Annotated in this window: 18 protein-coding genes; 13 read left to right on the forward strand and 5 right to left on the reverse strand. The window is 40.3% G+C overall.

The genetic code is table 11. The features are described from left to right. The first annotated feature begins 46 nt into the window (after window positions 1-46). The 3 genes from ACIQZ2_RS02845 to miaA all read left to right on the forward strand — a co-directional run bounded on the left by ACIQZ2_RS02845 (window position 47) and on the right by miaA (window position 2,904). Window positions 47-505, forward strand: coding sequence for a hypothetical protein (locus ACIQZ2_RS02845; RefSeq protein ID WP_395767325.1), 459 nt, complete (start codon window positions 47-49; stop codon window positions 503-505). Between the two features lie 214 nt (window positions 506-719). Then, a complete protein-coding gene (locus ACIQZ2_RS02850; protein ID WP_395767326.1) occupies window positions 720-2,009 on the forward strand; it encodes a DEAD/DEAH box helicase in 1,290 nt (429 codons plus the stop codon). 1 nt (window position 2,010) lies between these two features. After that, complete coding sequence (gene miaA / locus ACIQZ2_RS02855) at window positions 2,011-2,904, forward strand: tRNA (adenosine(37)-N6)-dimethylallyltransferase MiaA (protein ID WP_395767327.1); 894 nt, start codon at window positions 2,011-2,013, stop codon at window positions 2,902-2,904. Here miaA and ACIQZ2_RS02860 read toward each other — a convergent pair. From ACIQZ2_RS02860 to ACIQZ2_RS02880, 5 genes are all read right to left on the reverse strand, one after another. After that, complete coding sequence (locus tag ACIQZ2_RS02860) at window positions 2,886-3,167, reverse strand: rhodanese-like domain-containing protein (RefSeq protein WP_395767328.1); 282 nt, start codon at window positions 3,165-3,167, stop codon at window positions 2,886-2,888. The genes miaA and ACIQZ2_RS02860 overlap by 19 nt on opposite strands. 1 nt (window position 3,168) lies before the next feature. Further along, a complete protein-coding gene (locus tag ACIQZ2_RS02865) occupies window positions 3,169-3,468 on the reverse strand; it encodes a rhodanese-like domain-containing protein (RefSeq protein ID WP_395767329.1) in 300 nt (99 codons plus the stop codon). Window positions 3,469-3,470: 2 nt separating this feature from the next. Then, window positions 3,471-4,241 carry a PASTA domain-containing protein gene (locus ACIQZ2_RS02870; protein WP_395767330.1) on the reverse strand — a complete coding sequence of 257 codons (771 nt, stop codon included), beginning with the start codon at window positions 4,239-4,241 and terminating at the stop codon, window positions 3,471-3,473. Between the two features lie 347 nt (window positions 4,242-4,588). Further along, window positions 4,589-5,914, reverse strand: a complete 1,326-nt coding sequence (locus ACIQZ2_RS02875; RefSeq protein WP_395767331.1) for a Gfo/Idh/MocA family protein — start codon at window positions 5,912-5,914, stop codon at window positions 4,589-4,591. 8 nt (window positions 5,915-5,922) lie between these two features. Next, window positions 5,923-7,290 (reverse strand): DUF1080 domain-containing protein, encoded by a 1,368-nt coding sequence (locus ACIQZ2_RS02880; RefSeq protein ID WP_395767332.1) that lies wholly within the window; start codon window positions 7,288-7,290, stop codon window positions 5,923-5,925. A 169-nt stretch (window positions 7,291-7,459) separates the two neighbouring features. On the opposite strand from ACIQZ2_RS02880, the gene ACIQZ2_RS02885 reads away from it, so the two are divergent. The 10 genes from ACIQZ2_RS02885 to ACIQZ2_RS02930 all read left to right on the forward strand — a co-directional run bounded on the left by ACIQZ2_RS02885 (window position 7,460) and on the right by ACIQZ2_RS02930 (window position 18,376). Next, window positions 7,460-8,626: a trans-sulfuration enzyme family protein gene (locus ACIQZ2_RS02885; RefSeq protein ID WP_395767393.1), complete on the forward strand. Its 1,167-nt coding sequence runs from the start codon at window positions 7,460-7,462 to the stop codon at window positions 8,624-8,626. Continuing rightward, a complete protein-coding gene (locus tag ACIQZ2_RS02890; RefSeq protein ID WP_395767333.1) occupies window positions 8,626-9,714 on the forward strand; it encodes an NADH-quinone oxidoreductase subunit H in 1,089 nt (362 codons plus the stop codon). Before ACIQZ2_RS02885 ends, ACIQZ2_RS02890 begins: the two co-directional genes overlap by 1 nt. A 54-nt stretch (window positions 9,715-9,768) precedes the next feature. After that, entirely contained in the window at window positions 9,769-12,171 is a 2,403-nt protein-coding gene (locus tag ACIQZ2_RS02895; RefSeq protein WP_395767334.1) for a TonB-dependent receptor domain-containing protein, read from the forward strand. Window positions 12,172-12,173: 2 nt separating this feature from the next. Beyond that, window positions 12,174-13,319 (forward strand): DUF4249 domain-containing protein, encoded by a 1,146-nt coding sequence (locus tag ACIQZ2_RS02900; protein ID WP_395767335.1) that lies wholly within the window; start codon window positions 12,174-12,176, stop codon window positions 13,317-13,319. 19 nt (window positions 13,320-13,338) lie between these two features. Then, the gene (gene hemH, locus ACIQZ2_RS02905; protein ID WP_395767336.1) at window positions 13,339-14,349 is read left to right on the forward strand and encodes a ferrochelatase; all 1,011 of its coding nucleotides are present in this window, start codon (window positions 13,339-13,341) and stop codon (window positions 14,347-14,349) included. Between the two features lies 1 nt (window position 14,350). Continuing rightward, a complete protein-coding gene (locus ACIQZ2_RS02910; RefSeq protein WP_395767337.1) occupies window positions 14,351-15,220 on the forward strand; it encodes an EamA family transporter in 870 nt (289 codons plus the stop codon). A 380-nt stretch (window positions 15,221-15,600) separates the two neighbouring features. Then, on the forward strand, window positions 15,601-15,936 hold the full coding sequence (locus ACIQZ2_RS02915) for a hypothetical protein (protein WP_395767338.1): 336 nt from the start codon (window positions 15,601-15,603) through the stop codon (window positions 15,934-15,936). A 13-nt stretch (window positions 15,937-15,949) separates the two neighbouring features. Beyond that, window positions 15,950-16,858 (forward strand): hypothetical protein, encoded by a 909-nt coding sequence (locus tag ACIQZ2_RS02920; protein ID WP_395767339.1) that lies wholly within the window; start codon window positions 15,950-15,952, stop codon window positions 16,856-16,858. A gap of 24 nt (window positions 16,859-16,882) precedes the next feature. After that, window positions 16,883-17,788, forward strand: coding sequence for a histone deacetylase (locus ACIQZ2_RS02925; protein ID WP_395767340.1), 906 nt, complete (start codon window positions 16,883-16,885; stop codon window positions 17,786-17,788). 78 nt (window positions 17,789-17,866) lie between these two features. Then, the gene (locus ACIQZ2_RS02930) at window positions 17,867-18,376 is read left to right on the forward strand and encodes a fasciclin domain-containing protein (RefSeq protein ID WP_395767341.1); all 510 of its coding nucleotides are present in this window, start codon (window positions 17,867-17,869) and stop codon (window positions 18,374-18,376) included. The last annotated feature ends 63 nt before the right edge of the window (window positions 18,377-18,439 follow it).

The following is an 18,439-nucleotide window of genomic DNA, read 5'->3' on the forward strand; positions in this document are numbered from 1 at the left end:
ATATATCGAAAAAATAGCTAAAATTTGCCATTAAAATATTCAATAAATGATTGAATTTAAGGAAACACAGCGATTTACGCAGTGGTGGTTATGGTTGATTTTGTTGGGATCGTGGGGTGCGATGGTTTTTGCCCTTTTTATGGATCCGCCCAAAACGCTTGGAAGTCAATTGATAGTAGGAATACTAACAATTAGTTTGCCGACCTTTTTTTGGCAAATGCGTTTGATCACTCGGATTACCACAGAGGGTATTTATGTGCGTTTCATTCCATTTCATTTCAAAGAGCAGTTTTATTCGTGGGATTCGATTGAATCCGCTCAAGTTCGCACCTATGATCCCTTGTCTGAATACGGTGGTTGGGGGATTAAATATGGCTTTAACGGCCAGGGGAAGGTGTATAATATAGCTGGGGACCAAGGGCTTCAATTGGTCTTCAAATCAGGAGAAAAACTATTGATAGGCACCCAAAAGCCAGTCGAGATACAAGCTGCAGTTCGTTTGTAGATTATCAAGTTCTTGAGCAATTTATCTCAGTAAAAAAACGTTCGCAAGTGAGCGGCCACGCTGCCGGGGTCAACGACCGCGGCAGCGTCACCCACCGCACGAGGCAACAACCCAAAAGCGCTAAATGCCAAAATAAAGCCTTAACTTGCGACATCATTATGAGAATGCTTGTTATTTCCAGTTATTACTCATAAGCACACATTCTCATTTTGATATGACATTTCAAGAGTTACACCTCATTGAGCCTATCTTAAAGGCGCTCGGTGAGGAGGGTTACACAAACCCAACACCCATTCAAGAACAAGCGATTCCTATTGTACTTAAAGGCACCGACCTACTGGGTTGTGCCCAAACAGGTACTGGTAAAACCGCCGCATTTACACTTCCCATCATTCAGTTGATGGATGCAAATCAAACATTCCAAAAGCCTAAAAAAATCCGTGCCCTAATTGTTACCCCTACCCGGGAATTAGCCATTCAAATCGGAGAGAGCTTTAAAGCCTACGCACGCCATACCTCACTTAACTATACCGTTATTTTTGGTGGAGTGGGGCAGAGCCCACAAGTTTCCGCACTCAGATCGGGCGTTGATGTCGTGATTGCGACCCCAGGACGTTTGTTGGATTTAATGAATCAAAAGCTTTTGTCAATCGCCAATGTCGAATATTTTGTCCTCGATGAGGCCGATCGTATGCTCGATATGGGATTCATTCATGACGTAAGAAAGCTCCTAGCAGCTTTGCCTCGCCAAAGACAATCTTTGTTTTTCTCGGCCACCATGCCACCTGAAATCGTGCAATTGGCGGCGTCTATTTTGCGAAACCCAGCAGAAGTTTCGGTGACACCCGTTTCGTCAACCGTTGAAATCATTAATCAATCGGTGTATTTCGTTGACAAAAACAACAAGAATACCCTTTTGCTAGATATCCTAGAAGACACCAAAATCAAAACGGCATTAGTCTTTACCCGCACCAAACATGGCGCAGATAAAGTAGTCAAAGTATTATTAAAAGCCAGCATCAAAGCCGAAGCCATTCATGGAAATAAATCCCAAAATGCACGTCAAACAGCCTTGAAAAACTTTACGGCGCAAACGACACGTGTATTAGTAGCAACGGATATTGCAGCTCGTGGCATCGATGTGGATGATTTGGAATATGTGATTAATTTTGAATTGCCTAATATTCCCGAAACCTATGTCCACCGGATCGGTCGTACAGGGCGGGCTGGGGCACGCGGTACCGCAATTTCTTTCTGCGATATTGAAGAAAAAGACTATTTGAAGGATATAGAGAAGTTGATAGGTAAAAAGGTGCCCGTTGTGGAAGCACACCGTTACCCCATGAAAGTATTAACTATCGAGAAAAAAGCTAAGCAAGGACCTCCAAACCGCGGTGGCAAACCAGCCGGTTCTGGAGCCGCAGCAAAACCTGCTGAAAGCCCGCGTTCATTCGATAAAGCCAAAGCTGGCCGTAAATGGTACGGCAAAAAGAATACGTATTAAGATGGAAAAAACACTTTTGGTCATTGCGGGTCCTACGGCTGTTGGCAAAACAGCTTTATGTGTCGAAATGGCCAAAAGTCTTCATACTGAAATCATCTCCGCGGATTCCCGTCAATTCTACCAAGAACTTAGCATCGGTACCGCAAAGCCTAGCCTCGAAGAGCAGGGTGGTGTCAAACACCATTTCATTGATTCACATTCTATTCACGACTATTTCTCCCCGGGGGATTTTGAGCGTGAGGCGCTGCTAGTGCTGACCAATTTATTCCAGATGCATGATGTCGTTATTCTAACCGGAGGGTCTGGTTTATACCTAAAAGCCTTGATGGAAGGACTTGATGACATGCCGGATGTAGATTTGGATTTACGGACAGATTTAATGCGTCGATTGGAAGAAGACGGTTTGGAAAGCCTCCATGCGGAACTCCAAGAATTAGATCCTGAATATGCAGCAAAAGTGGACGCTCAAAATCCGCAGCGGGTTGTTCGGGCTTTGGAAGTATGCCTGTCAACTGGCAAGTCATATAGCTCATTCCGTAGTCAGCAAAAGGCTGATCGTCCTTTTGAGATGATAAAGATTTGCCTTGATCGACCACGTGAAGAATTGTATGCGCGTATCGATATGCGTATGGATCAAATGCTTCAAGCCGGACTTATGCAGGAAGCTAAAGAATCCGAAGCCTATCAAGACCGTTACGCCTTAAAAACCTTAGGTTATAAAGAAATATATGGGTTTTTCCGAGGGGAATATGATGAGACTGAAATGGTTCGTTTGCTGAAGCGCAATTCCCGGCATTATGCTAAAAAGCAATTGACTTGGTTTCGCCATCAGGATGATTTTGAATTTGTGCATCCCGATCAGGCCATTGTTTATATTCAGGCTAAGCTTAAATAAGCTTCCAGACCTCCCGTAACATTTTGGGCTTTATATCCTTTGGCGGATAGGAGCCGACAAGCAATTTGGCTTTGTGTGCCGTTATAGCAAATAACGGTATACAAAACATGTAAATCTAACGCTTGAATTTGAGTCAATAACTCATCGAGAGGAATATGAATTCCCCCTAAATCAAAATCCGCTCGTTCCCTCGGTGTACGAATGTCCAAGAGGGAAAGAGCAGATAAATTTTCCTTGAATTCTTTCGCGGAAATGGATTGCATCTTAATATCCAGCAGCTTGCCAAGCAAGCACGCCGCCTAAAACATTGCGTACATTTGAATAGCCTTCGCTCATTAAATATTCTTTGGCACGTCCAGAGCGAGCGCCAGAGCGGCAATGGATTAAAATTTCTTGATCTTTCCAGGCTTCGATTTCCTCCAAACGATTTGGTAACTCGCCCAAAGGAATCAAGGTTGCCCCGATGTTGAACTCATCAAATTCATATTCTTCACGGACATCTATCAGGTTTAATTTTTCACCTTTGTCCATACGCTCTTTTAACTCTTCAATTGTAATATCCATGATTATTGATCTTCGCCACCTACTACCCAAAGGTCAATTAGGTCGCCTGGTTTAACACTTGGTCCATCACATGTGGCACAGGATTGTTTAAATACAGTTCCTGTAGGAAACGTGTCATGTGCTTCATAACTGATTTTTCCGATACGTAAATTCATACCTGCCAGTATAATTTCGACCTCATCCATCGGTTTACCTACGAAATCTGGCATATCCATTTCAACGTCTGCGGTTCCATTTCCGATATATAAATCGACCATCGTACCTTTTGGAATACTTGCTCCTGCTTCTATTTTTTTACCAAATGCCTGGACTTCAATAACCTCTTTAACGCGTGGATCATTTACTTCATGCACTATACCTTTTCTTAATCCAGCAATGTATAATTGTTGTTCTGCACTACGAACCGATAGGCCTACAAGGGTTGGTAATTTGATGGTTGGCGGAGTCTCAGAATTAATTGTTATGTATATTTTTCGCCCTGATTTAACAAGTGAATTGGGTAGGGGATATTGTGATAAAATTGTCAAGGGTGGTTTATCAGCGGTATAAGTACAATCAGCAACTTCATAGGCTAAGTCCCGCTCATCAATCGCTTCTTCCATTTTTTCTAAAGTCATACCTTTCAAATTTGGTACTTGAATAGATTCTCCATGGTGCGTACTCCAAGGTAAATACACAAAGAAAAATCCAAAGAATAAGACAAGGCTTAACAAGATTAAAATCGCAATGTGCGTTATTAAGTCTTTCTTAGATTGAGTTGGTATTTGAGCCATAATCGGAATTACGAATTTGCGTGCAAGATAGGGAAAACAATAATCCTAGGCAAGAGGAAAAGTAGTCAGTAATTAGTGGTCAGTCGCTAGTCGCTAGTCGACAGTCCGAAGGGAATGAGTCCGAAGTCCAGCGTCCAACGTCTAACGTCCATCGTCTAACGTCCAACGTCTAACATCCAACGTCCATCGTCTAACGTCCAATGTCCAATGTCCAACGTCTAACGTCCATCGTCCAACGTTTAAAAGAAAGTCCGAAGGAAAAAGCTCTTGACTGAATAAACAGACTTAGAACTTTCCCTTCGGACTATTTCCCTTCGGACTGTCGACTAGCGACTTGTGACTAGCGACTAGTACTTAAAAACTTTATCTCCCGCCATCACTTCTTGCGTCTTCTCATTAAAAGTAACACGCTGTCCAGTGCGATAGGCCGCATTTGACATGATGGTTGCGATGGAGTGCTGGTAACCTGCCTCGATCGGAGCATTCGGAGTTTTGCGTGAACGTACACATTCCATCCAGTTTTTCACATGGTTAAATGTTAAGCTATCGCCTCCTGTATCTGCTTCTGTGGCCACTTTGGCACCTTCGATTTTCATGGTAGGCAATAAATTCGCCTGCATACCCATCGCTTTTGCCTCACGCTCGCGCAATCCGCCATTAGGAGAAATCGTATTGGTATCCAAGTTTAACTCACCCGCATTAGAGTAGTAAATCTCTTTCGTTCCTCCCGCTGAATTTGAGAAGCGAGATGTAAACTGAACTTGGAATCCTTTGTTTCCTTGACCATAATCGAACACCACGGTCATCGTATCTGCATTCACACGCCCATCGTTCCATTGGTAAATACCCCCATTGGCTACAACCGAGTTTGGATGAGATAAGCCTGAGAACCAGTGTACGGTATCGATTTGATGTGACATCCATTGTCCTGGAATACCAGACGAATAAGGCCAAAATAGACGATATTCTAAGTATTTACGTGGATCAAATTTATCTGCTGGACGGTTCATTAAGAAACGCTTCCAATCGATATCTGATTCTTTTAAGATGCTAGTTAATTCGGGACGTCTCCAGCGACCTGGTTGGTTTACATTCCACATCAACTCCACCATTTTGATATCGCCGAATTTACCAGATTTGATAAATTCATCCGCTGCCCAGTAGTTTTCACCCGAACGACGTTGTGAACCAATCTGGACAATTTTTCCTGATTCTTTCACTGCTTTCAATACTGCACGGTTATCTTCCATGGTTTCCGCCAATGGCTTTTCTGTATACGTATCACAACCCGCTTTAACCGCTTCTATCGTATGCAAGGCATGCTGGAAATCCGCTGTTGAAATAAACACCGCATCAATTCCCTTAGCAGAATATAATTCCTCATTATTGCGATAGGTTTGAATGGTTCCACCTAATTCCTTCTCTAAAAACGCTTTTCCTTCGTCGCGTCTGCGGTTCCAAAGATCCGACAAAGCAACCATTTCAAAATTCATTCCCTTTGCCAAGGCCTTGAATGGGGGAACATGGGATGCGCGGTGACGATCTGAAAAACCAACACAAGCTACACGAACACGATCGTTCGCGCCAATGATTTTACTGTACGATTTGGCACTAAATGCGAGCGTTCCCAACGTCGCCAAAGCACCTTTTTGAATAAATGATCTTCTTTCCATGGTAAGGTTTAGTTAATTTCTCTGATTTTGATGTTTTTGTAAAATACGGAATCTCCGTGCTCTTGAAATAAAATGGGTCCTTTGTCTTGAGCGCCATATCCATCCCATTTAGCATGTTTGCTATGCGCCACAAGTACTTTGAAAATATTGCTCTTACGCTCATATTCCAATACCTTAAATCCGTTTAACCAATGTTGGACAATATTATTTGGATAAACAATGATACGACCTTGATTCCATTCGCCAATTTTCTTGCGGAATCGTGGATCCAATTTATTGGAAGGGATGATGTCATATAAACTGGCAAGTGTGCGATTGCCAACAGTTCCTAACTTCGCGTCTGGGTGTTTCTCGTCATCCAATACTTGGTACTCTAAACCGATCGCCGACATCCCCGAATTGTAGGTTTCGTTTACAAAATACTTAACACCCGAATTAGCTCCTTCGGTTAATTTGAAATCAAAAGTCAACTCAAAGCTACCAAATTGCTCATTCGTCAAAATGTCACCACCGTTACCCGACTCCTTGCCACCCGATGAATTTACGTGCAAGGTTCCATCCTCAACAGTCCAAACAGATGGAGGCGCCGTGGTTTTGAACGCTGAACGGAAACCGGTTAAATCTTTTCCATTGAATAATAATTTAAATCCGGCAGCCTTTTCTTGCTCAGATAAATTGTTCAACATGTAATTCTCAACGACCGTTTTACCATCTATTGGGCGTGGTTGCATATCTTTTCCTGTTTGAATGCGGATATTTTTCCACATCACTTGCATACCTGGTTTCATCTCGCCATAAATCGCATGCACTTGGAAAGCGATAAATCCTTTGGCCGTCATATCATCCACCAAGTACGTTACAGGAACGTCATTAATCCATGTACGAATCGTAGTCCCAATCGCCTCAACGCGGTAATGATTCCAAACATCGCCTAATTTAAATGCTTTTTTTGCCTCAGGCTTACCTTCGTTTTGAGATAACCAGCCACGACGTGATTCGTCGTAGATACCGCCTGACCAGCCGCGGGTTGAAGGATCAATTTCAGCTTGGTAGCCGTGTACACGACCATTTTGGTATTCAGGAATTGACAAACTTCTGAACTGCACGCCAGAATTCATCTTATTGTCCACCTTCACATCGAATTCCAGGATAAAATCACCATATTCTTGTTCAGTAGCCATGAAAGAATTAGGCGTATTGGCTACGGTAGTTCCTACCATGACACCATCTTTCACCTCATATTTTGCTTGACCATTTAGTTGTTTGAAGCCTTTAAAGGTTTTTCCGTCAAATAAATTAGTCCACTTTTGCGCATTAGATTGCAAAGAAACGCATAAGAGCGCTGCGCTGAGCGCATACAGTAATTGTTTTTTCATAGTTCTATTTTATTGTATTCTAAAGGAATCGCCTCAGCGAAATTTACTCATTATATCTTGAAATAATTCAGTTGGCTTGTATGTCTATTTCAGAGCAAAAAATACTACCTGCTGAATTGGCACGATTTCCCACTATTCTATTACTTTTGTAGATTAATTTTAATGAATGATGCAAAAACAAACGAAAGCCATTCGGATCCAGGCTGATCGGTCATATAACCGCGAACATTCGGTACCCCTTTATTTAACTTCAAGTTTTACTTTTGAAGATGCCGAAGAAGGCCGAGCCATTTTTGCCGAAGAGAAGGCTGGTAATATCTATTCACGTTACATGAATCCCAATGTGGATGAGTTCGTGGAAAAAATGATTATGTTGGAAAACGCTGAAGCCGGATTAGCTTTCTCAACGGGTATGGCCGCCATTTTTGCATCTATGGCGGGTTTGTTGAAAGCAGGTGATCATATTGTAGCTTCCAAAGCACTATTCGGATCATGTATTCAAATTTTAACGAAAATTACTTCTAAATGGGGGATTGAATGTACATTCGTTCCCGGTGCTGATATAGCTGCTTGGGAAAAAGCCATTCAACCTAATACCAAGTTCTTTTTCTGTGAGTCGCCTTCGAATCCAGGTTTGGAATTGATTGACTTACCGGCATTGGCCAACTTGAAAAAAGGTCGCGATATAGTTTTAGCGGTAGATAATTGTTTTGCTACACCTATTTTACAAACTCCGTTAGATTTAGGTGCTGATTTAGTGATTCACTCGGCAACAAAATACATCGATGGCCAAGGGCGTGTTTTAGGTGGCGTTATTTGTGGAAAAAAGATTTACCTAGATGAAATTCGTTTCTTTGCCCGCCATACCGGTCCATCTTTGTCCCCATTTAATGCTTGGATCCTTTCCAAGAGTTTAGAATTATTAGACTTACGGATGCAGAAACATTCGGAAAATGCACAAGCACTAGCTGAAGCTTTGGAAGGTCATGCCGCGCTAAATGTTGTAAAATACCCCTTTTTGAAGTCACATCCCCAATATGATTTAGCTAAACGCCAAATGAAATATGGTGGTGGTATCTTAACCATCGATATCAAAGGTGGATTTGAAAAAGTTGTTGCCTTCAGTAAACATTTAAAAATCGCTTCGATTTCACCCAATTTAGGGGATTCAAGAACGATCATCACGCACCCAGCTTCTACTACGCATTCGAAAATAGCTGCGGAGGAAAAAGTAGCTTTAGGCATTACGGATGGGTTAGTTCGTGTGGCTGTCGGCCTAGAATCCATCGAAGATCTGAAAGCTGATTTCTTACAAGCCTTAAACGCGATTATATAATGTTTATCGCGCTCATCATTTGCCTCCTTTTGTTGACCGTTAATGTCATCATTGGCGTCTATGTCGAGCGTAAATTATCGGCCTTTATGCAAGACCGTTTAGGGCCTATGGAAGTAGGTAAATGGGGGTTATTGCAAGTTTTTGCCGATTTGTTAAAGCTGATTCAAAAAGAAGATATTGTTCCTGCATTGGCACAAAAGCGCTTGTTTTTGATTGCGCCATGGATCATCTTTTTGTCTATTTTTGGTGCTTTTTCGGTAGTTCCGTTGAGTTCAGGTTCTTGGTTACAGGGGTCTCAGACAGAGATGGGGATTATGTTATTAATGGGTATTGTATCATTGGATACCTTAGGCATTCTATTGGCGGGTTGGACATCAAATAATAAATACGCTCTTTTAGGTGCTATTCGTTCTGCGGCTCAATTGGTTTCTTTTGAGATACCTTTGGGATTGACCATTTTATGCGTGGTTATTATTTCAGGTAGTTTGAATTTGCAGGAGATTGCGGGCCAACAAGGGATTTTTTCTTCTGACGTTCAATATTTATTTGGAATAAAATCCCTCGGTATTGAAGTTCAAACGATTGGAGGGGTTTTAGCATGGAATGTGGTTCGCATGCCGCTGTTTTTTTTCCTCTTCATTCTGTATTTCATTGCCTCGTTAGCAGAAGCCAATCGTGCCCCGTTTGATATTCCGGAAGCAGAATCGGAGTTGGTCGGTGGTTTTCACACGGAATATGCCGGAATGCGTTGGGCTTTGTTATTTTTATCTGAATACGGAATGATGCTCTTAGTTAGCATCCTAGGGGTTATTTTATTCTGGGGGGCATGGTATTCTCCTTTTCCAAACATAGGATCTGTGCGTTTGGCTGATTGGACAAATGGCACGCCTGGCACATTAACGAGTACGCTTTGGGGCTTTGCTTGGATTATGATAAAAACGTATATGTTGATTGCTTTACAAATGTGGGTAAGATGGACCTTGCCAAGACTACGTGTAGACCAATTTATGTACCTTTGCTGGAAGGTTCTTATTCCTTTCGCTCTGCTCTTCGTCGCATTATCTTCCCTATGGTCGCTATTCGGGTGAGAAAAGTCTTGGAATTTGTGTATCATTGATGATTGCAAATTTCAAATCCTTTTCATGTATAAAAACTTTACTCAATTTTGGCTATGCCTGCTACTTTTATTTTCAATTAATTTACAAGCACAGGAGAATTTATTGCCTGTTTTAAGTGGAAAAGTTAGTAATGCTCAAACTGGAGAGCCTGTTGCTGGAGCTTCAATTTCCGTTGATTTTAAAAAATCAGGCGTTACATCTGATGCCAATGGACTTTATAAAATTTCACTGCCTTATGGTGAATATGTTCTAAAAGTTAGCTCTGTTGGATATAATCCGTATCGTACGAAAATCTACATGCAAAGTAATTTGGATATTAATGTAGAATTGAACGAAGTAACGAAACAACTGGAAGAAGTAATTGTATCAGCGTCTTCAAATAAACGGGATATTCAAACACCTTCCCTAGGTGTAACGGTATTAAGTCTGAAAGGAATTAAAAAACTGCCTACGATGATGGGTGAGGTTGATGTGATTCGAAGTTTGCAATCTCTTCCGGGTGTTTCTTCCGTAGGAGAAGGCGCTAATGGATTAAATATTCGAGGGTCGAATGTGGATCAAAACCTTATATACATTGATGATACACCGATCTTCAATCCAACTCACATGTTTGGTTTATTTTCGGTTTTTGCTTCCGATGCTATACGTGATTTAGAATTATACAAAGGAGGAATTCCATCTCGTTTTGGTGGAAGAACCGCTTCTGTTTTGGATATCAAAATGATTGAACCCAATACTGAGAAGTTTAAAATGCAAGGGGGCATTGGATTGGTATCTAATCGAATAATGGCTGAGATACCTATTATTAAAGAAAAATTAAGTGTTTTAGTTGCTGGTCGTCTTTCTGCCAATGATTTCCTTTTCAAAGCATTTGCACCCGCTGAGTTAAAAAATATTCGCGCTAATTTCTCCGATATCGCTACCAAGATTTACTACAGACCTGATCAAAAAAATACCATATCATTATCAGCCTACATAAGTCATGATTATTATCGGGTAGATTCTCTATTTAGTATTGAAAATGTGATTGCTAAGCAAACTTCGTTTGATTATGGACATAAAAATGCCTCTTTTCATTGGAATCATTATTTTTCACCCAAATTAAGTATGTTGGTTTCAGGGGCAATTTCAAATTACTTAACGAAAACATATGCGCCTGATTCGGTCAATACCATCGATTTAAATAGTTCTATTTTATATCGTAATGCATCATTGAGTTTTGATTATCAGCCACTAGAAAATCATAAATTCAACTTTGGTACTTCCATTACTCGGTATACGATTAATCCAGGTGTTTTAAATGAAGGAGTCGTTTCTCGGGTATCATCGGTCATTGTTCCTATTGAACAATCCATGGAAGCAGCTCTATATTTAGATGACGAATGGAAAATAAATGAAAAGTTGACTATACAAGCGGGAATTCGGTACACGAAATATTGGCGAATTGGTGCAGGAACGGTAAATGAATATGCCCCTGGCCTCATGCCTTCTATTAATACCGTTTTACGGAAAAAGGAGTATGCTGATGGCGAAATTATGGCAACTTATGGTGGTTTTGAACCTAGGTTAACTTTAAAATATTCGTTGGCGGATAATACAACGATGAAATTGGGATATAATCGCCAACAACAGTTTTTCCAATTGTTATCAAATAATACGACTCCTTTACCAACATCGCGATGGAAAACGGCAGATTCCTTTATAAAGCCTCAGCAAAGTGATTTTGCTTCTTTAGGTTTCTTTAAGACATTCAATGAAAATGTTTTTGAGATTTCTCTGGAATCGTATTACCGTAATGTCCGAAATACACTTGATTTTGTTTCAGGAGCTAATCTGCAGTTAAATCCGAATATAGAAACGCAATTGATTACGGGTAAATCCAAAGCGTATGGTTTTGAGTTAATGTTACAAAAGAAGAAAGGGGAGAACTCTGGTTGGATTTCATATACGTATGCACGAGCCTTCAATCAAATGATTGGTGATTTCCCTGAGGTACAAGCCATCAACAATGGGAATTGGTTTGCTACAAATTACGATAAACCCCATTCATTTAACGTGATGTGGAATATTCAGCCATCAACCCACCATAGTTTCTCATTTACCTTTGCTTACAATACAGGTCGTCCCTTTTCATCTCCCTCGGGTAGTTATAACATTGCAGGAAAAAAATATGCCGTTTTCGCTGAGCGAAATAATGATCGCGTAAGGGATTATCATCGGCTCGATTTTTCTTGGACGATAAGCAATCCTTCTATGAAGCATAAACGCTGGGAGGGAAGTTGGGTATTTACCGTATACAATTTATATGGACGACAAAATCCCTATTCTGTTTTCTTCAAGTCAACGAAGAATGGTCTAAAAGCCTATGAGTTGAGCGTTTTCGCAACGCCATTTATTTCGATGACCTACAATTTTAAATTTTTATAAGAATGCCTTTTCATAAAATATTTCTATATCTATTTGTCCTTTCCTTGTTTTCATGTGTGCAACCCATTGAAAACTTCGTACAAAAGGATGCCACATCTTACGTAACCATAGAGGCTGATTTAGCCGATGACCCGGAGCTATGTAAGGTTCGTTTGTCTAGTTCTGCTAATCGTATTTCGTCGGTTTTAGCGCAGCCTATTACCAAAGCAGAAGTTTATGTGATGGATGAAAAAGGGGTTAAAACCTTTTTTAAAGAATCCATTATGCCCCTTGGTACTTATTTGCCTCCAGCGGAATTCAGAGGACGCGTGGGTGGGATATATAAGTTGTTTGTTAGAACCTTGACAGGTGATCAATACGAAAGTTCAGTTGAAACGATGCGTGCTGTGCCTGAAATAGAAAATGCCATTGTTCGTTTTGAAGCATTGGAACAATATGCAAAAGTCGATCCACGTCGAGCAGGTTTTACGGTCTATTTGGACTTTAAGGATGCAGCTACCGAAGGTGATTATTATATGTGGAATTGGAAGCATTATGAACAACCTCAATTTTGTGCGACGTGTACTGATGGAGGTAGATTTGATTTTGTTAAAACGTTGGATTGTATTTTGCCTCGATTCCCCAATAATAATATATTGAATTACCGATGCAATGGTAATTGCTGGGATGTTACGACAAATAATGATTTGAATGTATTTTCAGATGTTTTGACTAATGGTCAGCGTGTAGTTGGACGCCAAGTAGCTCGTTTGCCGTTTGATGGATATGGGTTATATTATTTTAGATTGGAACAACGCTCCGTTACGAAAAGTGTATATAACTTCTATCAGTCTTTGATTTCATCACAACAATCAACAGGTTCCTTGTTTGATGTTCCTGCAGAAACGCGATTCAGTTTAAACATAAAATCGATAACTAAACCCCAAGAAAGAGTATTGGGTATCTTCAATGTATTTTCGGTTCGTAAAAAAATCTTTAATATTGACCGTAAAATCGATATCCCGGTTGGTTATGTGCCCATTACGTTCCCCATACCGGGCGTAACTTTTGCTTGCCCTCCAGGTTCTGTAGGTTGTCAAGATCTTGCTCCTTGTGTAGAAGGACCTACCCGAACAAAAATTACGCCAGAAGGTTGGGTGTTCCAATAAATTAGCCCAAATTTGTGTTATGATTGGAGTTTTATTAGTGAATTTGGGTACCCCGGATAATCCGAAAACCCCTGCGGTTCGTAAATATTTACGGGAATTTTTGATGGATGGCCGAGTAATTGACATTCCTTACATTTTTCGTTCCTTGTTAGTGAATGGAATTATTGCCCCATTTCGGGCTCCCCAATCAGCCAAAATCTACAAGGAATTGTGGGATGAGCGTGGCTCGCCTCTTAAATATTACGGGGAGGACGTCGCACGTGATTTGCAGGTTCAGCTTGGAGATTCTTATTATGTCCGTTTAGCCATGCGATATCAGTCACCTGATATGAAATCAGCTTTAGCTGACATGCAATCGAAGGGGCTAAAAAAGCTTATTGTAATTCCTTTCTTTCCTCAGTATGCCTCTGCAACGACCGGTTCCGTGTATGAGCGGGTGATGGAATTAATGAAAGATTGGCAAGTTATGCCAGATCTTTCACTGGTGAGCTATTTTTATGACCATCCGGCATTTGCTAAATATTTCGCTTCAAAAGCTGCGAATTACCAAAAGGATGTTGATTTCGATTATTATTTATTCTCTTACCATGGAGTTCCCGAGCGGCACATTCGGAAGGGTGATTATTCCAAAAATACCTGTGTGTTTGGAACATGTTGCGAGTCCATTACCGAAAAAAATCACGGCTGCTACCGGGCACAATGCCATGAAACTACCCGTCGGATTGCGGCTGAAATGGGCCTAAAGCCCGGTACCTATGGAACCGCCTTTCAAAGCCGATTAGGACGTGATCCTTGGTTGCAACCCTACACCGATGTAACGATCAAGCAATTAGTTTCTGAGGGTAAGAAAAAAATTCTCGCATTCTCACCCGCGTTTGTTTCTGATTGTTTGGAAACGACAATTGAAGTGGGAGAGGAGTATAAAGAATTGTTTGAAGAAGCCGGAGGAGAACACTGGCAATTAGTTGAAAGTTTAAACAATTCTCCTGAGTGGGTAGGTATTTTAGAGGATCTGGTCAAAAAGTCATAACATGCTCTATTTAGTTTTAAGTGTTATTTTCTCAGTGCTTTTGCTGGTGAATTTCAGAGCTCATGCACGTTTTCAGGTTGATACGCGCATTGCTATCTTGTTGAATTATCCGGTGTGTTTTTTAACGGCATACTTCCACCAGCCAACTGCCATACCCTTTCATTGGCCTTCTGCTATAGATTCGGCTCTATTGATGGTGATGGGTATAGGATTCGTGATAACGTTTTTACTTTCCGGTTTTTCAACTCAAAAAAATGGCATGGCGCCTACGTCGCTGGCCAATAATATTTCCTTAGTAATTCCGGTCCTCATTAATCTATTTATTCTGAAGACAGGTGGAGAGATTACGTGGTCGATTGCTGCGGGATTAGCTTTCTCATTTGTAGCCATATATTTCTGTAGTCCACAAGTAGATGTTTCAAGTGATTCTAAACCAGTTGTGGCGTTGTTATTAGCTGTTTTCGTAGCTTATGGGCTTACAAACACACTTTTTAGTTATTTAAATAGTACGTTGACTTCGAAGGTTCACGGAACGTTGCCTTTCATCATGATGTTGCTGATCGGCTCCATGGCAAGTTCTTTCATCGTGCTGATATGGAAGTCGGTAAATGGTACCCTCAACTGGAATCGCAATTCAGTTTTAGCTTCAATTCCGTTGGGCTTACCAAATTTCTTTTCCTTTTATTACTTGTTGAAGGCATTGGACGCCTTCCAAAACAATGCGGCAGTTGTCTTGACGATGTATAACCTGAGCGTTATTCTATTGAGTGCTATTGCTGCCTATGTTTTCTTCAAGGAGCACTTAAGTAAAAGACAATGGCTTGGCCTAGCTATGGGATGCGTGGGGATTGCGCTGTTGAACGGTTTGTAAGTAGGTCTAATTTATCTTTTTCTTTCTTATTTTTCTTTTCGTTCGATTGAAACCTAAATTCTATCGCTAGTAAGTTAGGTTAATTTCTAAATCGTATAACAATTTCATTTAGAATTAGTTATACGCTTTGTGAACAATTTGTTCATAGTCGCCATTCTGGCTATTCCGTCGTTTTCACCCTAAGACAATCAACTCATGTTTAAAAAATTTAAGGCATCTGAGATGCTCATTATCGTTTTGGTCATCATTATCATATTTTTTAGTGAATATAATTACTTAGTGGTCGGTGATAAAGACAAGGCGATATTCATTGGTCTTTGGCCTCCTACAATTTTGGGTTTGTTAAATTTTTTCAACTCTAAACTGAATAAATAATGGAAATGGATGTAGTTATATTGACGGCAATAATCGTCACCCTTTTTATCGTATTCATCATCGCGGTATATCGGGAGTTTAGTGTCATGGAAAATGAAACTTATGTTTTTCAAAAAGAGTCGGGGCCTCGCGCAGGACTGGTAAATTTTGTTGGTAATCTTGCGGCCAATAAGTCATTATCTACTTCGGAAAGGAAGTCGATTTACAAAGCAATGAATCGCAATATTGCCGATATGGAATCCGACGGGGTTTATTTTGATGAAATCGTGAAAGAAATGATAAAAGAGCAAATGGCTGAATTGAAAAAACATGACGTATCTGACACTTCGGCCACTAGTTAGTAATTGATTATTTATGAAACTGTATCAACTCATTTCACGTGTTTTTGACACCTTACTTTCGCGTGAGGCTAAGAAGTCCGTAGAAAAGGTAATTCTAATCATTTCAATCATCAGTTTCTTAGTTCATTTGGCATTAATTTACCTTGTAAAGTACGACATCGTTCATTTTCATTCGGACGTTTCCTTATTTAAAAGTCCAATTGCGGCCATCTATACGCCCTTTTCTTTTATATTGATTTATGAGGTTTACTTGCTCGTTTATTATATTCCCAAGTCGGTAACAACCTACGTAAGTAAGCAGTATGAGATTATAACCTTGATTGTAATCCGAAGAATTTTTAAAGATTTGTCCAACTTAGAATTATCTCAAGACTGGTTATCGATTAAAAATGACCGACAGTTTACGTATGATATTTTACTGGCTGTCATCTTGTTTTATTTGATTTATTTATTCAAGGTTAATTTCTTTCCCAAAGGAATGGTAAATTCTATTCAATCTAAAAACAGATTTAATTCTTTTATAGAATTCAAGAAAGCAATTGCCATTTTTCTTGTTCCAGTACTGGTCGTGATGGCCAGCTACAGTTTGTTTCATTGGTCGAATTCCGTATTGAATCAATTACCGTCCGCATTATCTGAGTTCAAAAAAATCAATAACGTATTTTTTGAAGACTTTTTTACGCTACTTATCGTGGTTGATGTTCTGTTGCTGCTCATCTCGTTTTTCTATAGCGACAGTTTTCAAAAAGTGATGCGAAATTCAGGATTTATTATTTCTACAATCCTAATTCGATTGTCTTTTTCAACGGATGGAGTGGTCAACAACGTATTAATTCTATCTTCAATTATTTTTGGTTTGTTGATTTTAGTAATTCATAATCAATTTGAGAAAAAAGAATCTTTGGTGCTAGATGCGGAGTAGTATTAGGCTTGATTTCCCAGTTGTATGTTAAAAATAGCACATAGCTCAATTTATGCTCATCCTTTGCCTGAGGGACATCGTTTTCCAATGCTCAAGTATGAACTCATCCCTGAACAGTTACTGCATGAGGGGAGCATTACAGCAAAGCATCTCTTTGTTCCTGAGTCGTGTTCCGCAACTGATGTATTTTTGACGCATGATTTAGCTTATTACGAGCGGCTAATTCACCTACAACTAAGTCCATCAGAGCAACGGGTGATAGGTTTTCCACAGTCGGAGGAATTAATTAGGCGAGAGCAAATCATTACACAGGGAACCATTGATTGTTCGCTGTATGCGTTGCAACATGGCTGTGCGATGAATGTCGCGGGCGGTACACACCATGCTTTTGCGGATCGAGGAGAAGGATTTTGTTTATTGAATGATATGGCTGTCGCGGCCAATTATTTACTACATCACAATTTGGTTAAACGGATTTTGATAGTTGATTTAGACGTTCATCAAGGGAATGGGACTGCTAAGCTTATGGAAAATGTGCACGAGGTCTTTACATGCAGTGTACATGGAAAAAATAATTATCCATTCCGAAAGGAAAAATCAGATCTTGATATTGGCTTGGAAGACGGAATTTCGGGGGAAGCTTACTTGCACACCCTAGATTCTTTTTTGCCTAAACTGGTCGAAACCTTTCAGCCTGATTTTGTTTTCTATTTAGCAGGGGTGGATGTCCTAGCTACAGATAAATTGGGCCGATTTAATTTAAGTATTTCGGAGTGTAAACAGCGAGATAAGTGCGTGCTGGAGCTGATGCACAAAAATCGGATACCTGTGTCTATTGCGTTAGGTGGTGGATATTCGCCTGATATAAAGGATATCGTGGAGGCTCATTGTAATACTTTTCGGCTGGCCTTGGACTTGTTTGATTCGTAAAGGAGGTGCCTAACTTATTTATTTTCAAAACATTACGTCCAATCTAGTGTTTGAGATATGAACTTAAACTCAAGAAAAATGAAATTGAAATTTGTTGCCGGAATTATTGCCTTTTTTGTTTCTGTTGCATCTGCATCAGCACAATCAACAGTTGTGGATATTGCTATCAGCTCAAAAGACCACACGACGTTAGTAGCAGCAGTAAAAGCGGCTGATTTAGTGGCTACATTACAGAGTGCAGGACCATTCACGGTTTTTGCTCCCACAAATGCTGCATTTGCGAAGTTACCTGCAGGAACGGTAGAAACACTTTTGAAGCCAGAAAATAAGGCAACCTTAGCTAAGATTTTAACGTATCACGTAGTCGCAGGAAATTTGAATGCGGCAGCAGTTATCAAAGCAATTACAGATGCCAAAGGATCATTATCTGTGAAAACAGTTAGTGGTGGTATACTAATTGCATCCATAGAAAGCGGTAAAGTTATTCTTACGGATGAAAAAGGAGCAAAAGCTACGGTTGTTGCTACTGATTTAAAAGCTGGTAATGGTGTTGTTCACGTGATCGACTCAGTGGTATTGCCTAAGTAGAAAATTCCATAATGGATTTTGATTAAGGGTCGCCTATATTTAGGTGGCCCTTTTTTCATTTTG

This window comes from Aquirufa sp. (genome assembly GCF_044342065.1).
Classification (GTDB): domain Bacteria; phylum Bacteroidota; class Bacteroidia; order Cytophagales; family Spirosomataceae; genus Aquirufa.